The organism is Geminicoccus sp. (assembly GCF_036263595.1).
GTDB lineage: Bacteria > Pseudomonadota > Alphaproteobacteria > Geminicoccales > Geminicoccaceae > Geminicoccus.
The window spans coordinates 1-5,346 of the sequence record NZ_DATAGQ010000180.1; the positions used below are offsets into that span (position 1 = coordinate 1).

Consider the following 5,346-nt stretch of genomic DNA (forward strand, 5'->3'; position numbering starts at 1 on the left):
TTGGGCTGCTGCAGGCTTGGATAGACGACTACAACAATCTCCACCCACACTCGGCGCTGCGCTTCCAATCACCCGCCGAGTTCCGCAAACTCAGTGCTTAACCCAACCCTGGCTCTGTCCGGCCAAACGGGGTGCACTCCATCAAGTAACGTGATTGCAGTTCGCCATGCGAGAGGTTTAACGCGCGATTTAGAGGACATGTGGACGGCTGTTCCATCTACAGATCAGAAGCCTACCTTGGACGCGCAGGTATACGGCTCACGACGATCCGAAGTAGATGGCTCGCTAAGAATTCCATCTTTGCCGCTACTTCAGCTAAACGAGCCCTGATGGTGGCTTGGGCAGAGTTAGCTCGGCCACTCAGGCTGGGATGCAGGATGAATGGCTGAACAGAAGAACACCAAGCGCTACCGGGAAGAGGCTCTTAGGATCTTGGGTACCTTTGACAAAGAAGCTCAAAGGACCATCCAAGCGATCAACACGACAAACCCGCAGTGGATGTTTTATCTGCCCGTTGGGGGGTCCGTGGACATGGATCAGGTGGCCAAGAAGCTTGGCCGTATTGAACACCTCGCGCGTCAAGTCTTGAAGGCATATGACTGGCCTGATCGTAGCGGCCTTCAAGAGCCGCGTGGCTTCTATGGTGAGCGTTCATCCGACTGGACATTTCGGCCGATCGATCCGGATTGGCAGCCACAGCCAGGAGAAGGTCTGCGACACACGCAGGATAACGAGCCTAAGCCTTTCATCGATCTGCGCTGGCAAGCGTTTCGCACCATCGAAGCTATTGCCGCTTTTCGTTTTTCTGTGGAACGCGATGACCTGCCAAGTGCGGTGATGGCGGCAGCCGCCGCGCTTGGGTTCATCATGACGATTGAACACGAGCTCCAGGAGGGCGACCTCATCGTGACAGCCTTGGCTGTCACACGAAGGGGGCAACGTATACCGGCACCGGATGAGCCTCCTGCAGGGTATGCCACTCTAGCAGAAGCCGCCAGAAAGGCTGCCGAGGGAACTGGTTTGAACCCAGAGTCCATCGAGCGCCGGTGGCGGCGCAAGGGCATCCTCAGCCCAAGACCATTCCGCAAACCCGCCAGTAGACGCTCACGTGTTCGTGATGTCGGACACACTCACTCGTCCGACTAATTTCTGCTTACTGAAGTGTCTGGGCACATCTAGCCGTTTCGGCGGCATAGGATCGGACCAGACAAATGCCGCACTTTCCAAGCTTTGCTCCGCTGTCGGGGAGCAACGAGATTGAACCTCTTGCCGTAACGCTTTCCGAAGCAGAACGCATCACAGGTTTGGCTCGAGTCTCGCTTTACCGAGCTAATGCTCGCAACGAACTAATATTCATCAAGGCCAGAGCGCGAACCCTTGTTGATTACAAGAGTTTGCGAAACTTCATTCAGCAGCTGCCACGCTTCCACGGCCGTACTGGCCTGGGGGGCTAGTACCATGGCGGCGGCAGATTTGCGGGATCGGAACGCCATGACCGGTGCCAACCCGCTCGACTTTCCGATCGTCACCACCTTTGGCCCGAGCCTGTGCAAGACGTTCTGGCCGGGCGAGAACGGTGCGATTAGCTGCAAGACCTACGACAGCGCCAAGACCGTCCGGTACCGCGTCCACCGTGTCACGGGCCTGCACGACTTCTGGCGCCTGCAGATCAGCCTGCAGCAGCAACGGCGGTCCGCTCATGTCCGTGCTGCCCTGCGCTTAGGCGTGGATCCACGTCGCACCGAGCGCCTTCTGCATCGTCACGTCGAGCGTGATGGCGTGGTGCGGGAGCCGACGATGCTGGACGTGCGACGCTCTTACGTCCTGTTCGATTTGGACGGGGTGCCAGCACCAGAGGATTGGCACCGCCAGTTGGTCGACTTTTCCCGCCAGCTAATCATGCAGCACTTCCCAAGTTCCTTCCGCGGCGTCGGCTTCGTGGTGGTGGCGAGCGCTTCGGCTGGCATCAAGCCAGGCGCACGGCTCAGGCTGGGCTTCCTGCTCGACCAGCCACTGTACGGCCATGAGATTGAGCGGGTAATGGCGGGTGTGCCGATCGATCCAAGCACGCTACGGCCAGTGCAACCGATCTACACGGCAGGCCCGATCTTCCGGGACATGTTCGACCCGATCCCGCAGCGGGTCGGCTATGCCTGGCTGGATCGGGAGGTGGTACACCTCGAGGTGCCGCCGGAGCCGGCAAAGCCCAAGATCGGCCTGAACGCCTACCTCGTGCCGCGGGCATCTGAGCTCGGCGACGGCCTGACCCTAGCCCATCTCGCTGCTGCGATCGCAACCGCGCCGCAAGGCTCCCGCCACCGCAAGCTCTTCGGCTGCGCCTGGCGGGCCGGCGATCTGGTCGCTGCCGGCCAAGCCTCCGCGCATGAGGTCTTCCACACCCTCGCTAGCGCTGCCGTGCAGGCCGGCATTAACGACCCGCCCATCGAACTTGCCCGGATCATCAAGCTCGGCTTGCAGCAGGCTGCGGGCGGTGCCGCATGAGCGAGGGCTACTGGCAGCAGCTCGACGAGGGCGAAGAAGCCTTCCTGCGCGGCGAGTTGCCGCCAAAGCGTGAGCCGCCAAAGCCAGAATTGCTGTCGCTAATCGATGCGGCTGATCTGGACGGCCTCGATCCGCCGCCGCGGGAATGGCTCGTCGATGGCTTCCTCGCGACCAAGACCGTGGCGCTGTTCACTGGCAAGGGCGGGGCCGGGAAGTCTCGGCTCGCGCTCCAGCTCGGGGAAATGGTCCGGCGCGGGCACCCCTTCCTCGGCATGAAGACCCAGCCCTGCACGGTGCTCATCTACTCCTGCGAAGACGATGGCGACGAGCTCCACCGGCGCCGCGCCCAGATGCAACGCAGCCTCGGCATCCATATCCAGCCGCCTGGCCGGCTCCTCTTCGCGCCAAGGGTGGGCGCCAGCAACGCGTTGATGGCGCTTGATGCCCGAACTGGCATTTCTAGCATGACCCCAGCTTTCGCCACCCTGCGAGCCACGGCGATCGAGACCGGCGCAAGGCTGGTCATCATCGACACGGTGGCCCAGACGTTCCCCGGCTCGGAGAACGATCGGGCACAGGTAACCGCCTACGTGAACCTGCTGGCCGGCCTGGCGCTGGAGCTGAACGGCTGCGTGCTCCTGCTGGCCCACCCGCCAAAAAACGAAGCCGAGTACTCCGGCTCGACGGGGTGGGACGGCACGGTGCGTGCCCGCATTCTCCTGCATGAGAAGGACGATGATGGGCTCACCCGCCGCTACCTGAAGCTGGCCAAGAGCAACTACAGCCCGAAGTTCGAGCACGAGATCATCGTGGACGACTACGGCGTCTCGCATCTTGCCGAGCATCCGCCCACGTCGATGGCAGAGAAGATTGGAGCTTACCAGGACCTGGCACGCTACAAAACGATCTTCCTCTCGGCGCTCGACATCCTGACCCGCCAAGGGCGCGCCGTCTCGCACTCAAGCCGTGCGCCCAACTTCGCGCCCAAGGTGATCATCCGTGCCGACCTCGGTCTTGGCTGCTCGGTTAAGCAGCTGGCTGCCGCGATGGAGGCGCTCTTCAAGAGCGGCATCATCGTCGCCGGTGCCGTGGTCGGCAAAGGCTCTGATCGTAAGGCGATCTATGGCATCGCGCGGGCGGTGCCAAAGGGGCCGGCGGACCAGGATACCGCCGAAGCCGAACGGGATGAGGTCGCTGATTCAAAAGTGGTCGATCTGAATAGCTTTCGGCCTCCTCCACTATGACTGGCAAGTTCAAGACTGATTTGCTGGTAGGTCCGCGGGAAGGATTGCGGGAAGGTTCATATTCTGCGGGTAGGTACCCTCCCGCAGGTGCAGGTAAGGCTGCGGGCGGGTTAGTCCCCCTCTTTAGAGGGGACTATCCCGCACGCACCCGCACCCCCCTCCAAGCTGATGTCACCGCACCGAACCTTCCCGCAGCCACCGAGCATGCCAACCGTGCGCTGAACGAAGCCAAGCAATGGGATTGGCACCTCCTGCTCGGTAGTCTGCCCGTGCTGCTGGCACCCGTGGCGAGACTGAGTCCAGCGTTAATCGACCGGCTGCTCCAGTTCTGCCCAACCCTCGCCCACCTCCTCCATGAGATCCTGCCATGACGTGTCAGTGTGTAAGCTGCCTGCACGACCGGCTGCAGAGGATCGGCAACCTGCTCACCCATGGACGCACGGGCATGGCGGCAACGGCCCTCCACAGGTTGACGTGCGAACTCGGCGCTTATGTTGCGCAAGCGGAGATGACAGCACCGATTGAGCACGAGCCCGCAGTGCTGACGAGCGCTGCCGTGTCTGTTCGCCGAGCACAGCGTCTTGCTCGCCTGCTGGCCAACCAGCCAGAGCTGCGGGTACTGGCAGCCAAGACCTTGCGTATCCGCCCCGTCGATATCGACGCCATCCAGTGCGGCCGTGTTCAGCTCTCGGGATCTCGCTGGCGACAACTATTCGATGTCCTGGAGCCACAAGCATGACCACGTGGACGAGAGCCCGAGCAAGTGATTGCGGGTCCTTCCTGACCTCTCTCGCAATGTGGGAGCGCGCAGCCCGGCGTTTCACTAGCTGCAGAGATTTTCGAACTGATCCACCACAGCAGACTGGAGTCCTAGAACATGGCGATGAGTCGGCAGTCCTGGTCGGTCAACGGCTTGGCAAACGAGTTCAACTTGGACCGCAGAACAACAGCCAAGCGGCTGGAGAGCGTCACGCCATGCGATCTTGGCCCTGAGGGTGGCCCAAGGTGGCGGATGGTGGACGCTGCGCCTGCATTGCTGAAGGTGGCGCAACCGGCGGCCAGACATCGTGCGTCCTTGCCTGCAGGGATGAAACTGCTGGCCGACATCCCGAACCCGGTTCACGCCGCCTGGGTGGGCGGCTGGCTCGAGCTGCTGATCAACATCCAGCCGCTGGTGGGACGTGCCCTTCTCATGGCCGATGTCCCGCACGACCAGGTCGACCGATGCAGCAAGCACGTGATGGTCTCCCTCGCCTGTTTCATGGAAGCGTCTGCTCACAAGGCCGGCATCCAGGTGATTGCCGATCACGATGGACTGGCGTGGGTGCCGATCGACGACATGGTCCAGCCTGATTGGGATGACCTGATCGCAGAAACAGCTGAACTCAAGGCGGCAGAAGCGGCCGGGGGATCTGAGGGGACGAGAACCAGGGATGCTGCTGTCGATTTTGACGACGATGATGATCGTGCAGCCGATCGGCTTGCTGGGTGAGCCTCAGCCCCGATCGGCAGGAACATAAGGGATGATCCCCTTCTCGAACGCGATCTCCTGCACCTCGCGCGGCATGGTCCGCAGGTCGACCAGGAAGCCGTTGACCTC

6 protein-coding genes are annotated in these 5,346 nt (G+C 61.9%); all 6 read left to right on the plus strand.

Features of this window, described 5'->3' with window-relative positions; genetic code table 11:
- The first annotated feature begins 8 nt into the window (after positions 1–8).
- The 6 genes from VHL31_RS27020 to VHL31_RS19560 all read left to right on the plus strand — a co-directional run bounded on the left by VHL31_RS27020 (position 9) and on the right by VHL31_RS19560 (position 5,238).
- Positions 9–101, plus strand: coding sequence for a hypothetical protein (locus VHL31_RS27020; RefSeq protein WP_414653618.1), 93 nt, complete (start codon positions 9–11; stop codon positions 99–101).
- Positions 102–381: 280 nt separating this feature from the next.
- Positions 382–1,146: a hypothetical protein gene (locus tag VHL31_RS19540; RefSeq protein ID WP_329662921.1), complete on the plus strand. Its 765-nt coding sequence runs from the start codon at positions 382–384 to the stop codon at positions 1,144–1,146.
- Between the two features lie 345 nt (positions 1,147–1,491).
- Positions 1,492–2,502, plus strand: a complete 1,011-nt coding sequence (locus VHL31_RS19545; protein ID WP_329662922.1) for a hypothetical protein — start codon at positions 1,492–1,494, stop codon at positions 2,500–2,502.
- On the plus strand, positions 2,499–3,746 hold the full coding sequence (locus tag VHL31_RS19550) for an AAA family ATPase (protein WP_329662923.1): 1,248 nt from the start codon (positions 2,499–2,501) through the stop codon (positions 3,744–3,746). Before VHL31_RS19545 ends, VHL31_RS19550 begins: the two co-directional genes overlap by 4 nt.
- A 445-nt stretch (positions 3,747–4,191) precedes the next feature.
- On the plus strand, positions 4,192–4,485 hold the full coding sequence (locus VHL31_RS19555; protein WP_329662924.1) for a hypothetical protein: 294 nt from the start codon (positions 4,192–4,194) through the stop codon (positions 4,483–4,485).
- Positions 4,486–4,758: 273 nt separating this feature from the next.
- Positions 4,759–5,238 (plus strand): hypothetical protein, encoded by a 480-nt coding sequence (locus VHL31_RS19560; RefSeq protein ID WP_329662925.1) that lies wholly within the window; start codon positions 4,759–4,761, stop codon positions 5,236–5,238.
- The last annotated feature ends 108 nt before the right edge of the window (positions 5,239–5,346 follow it).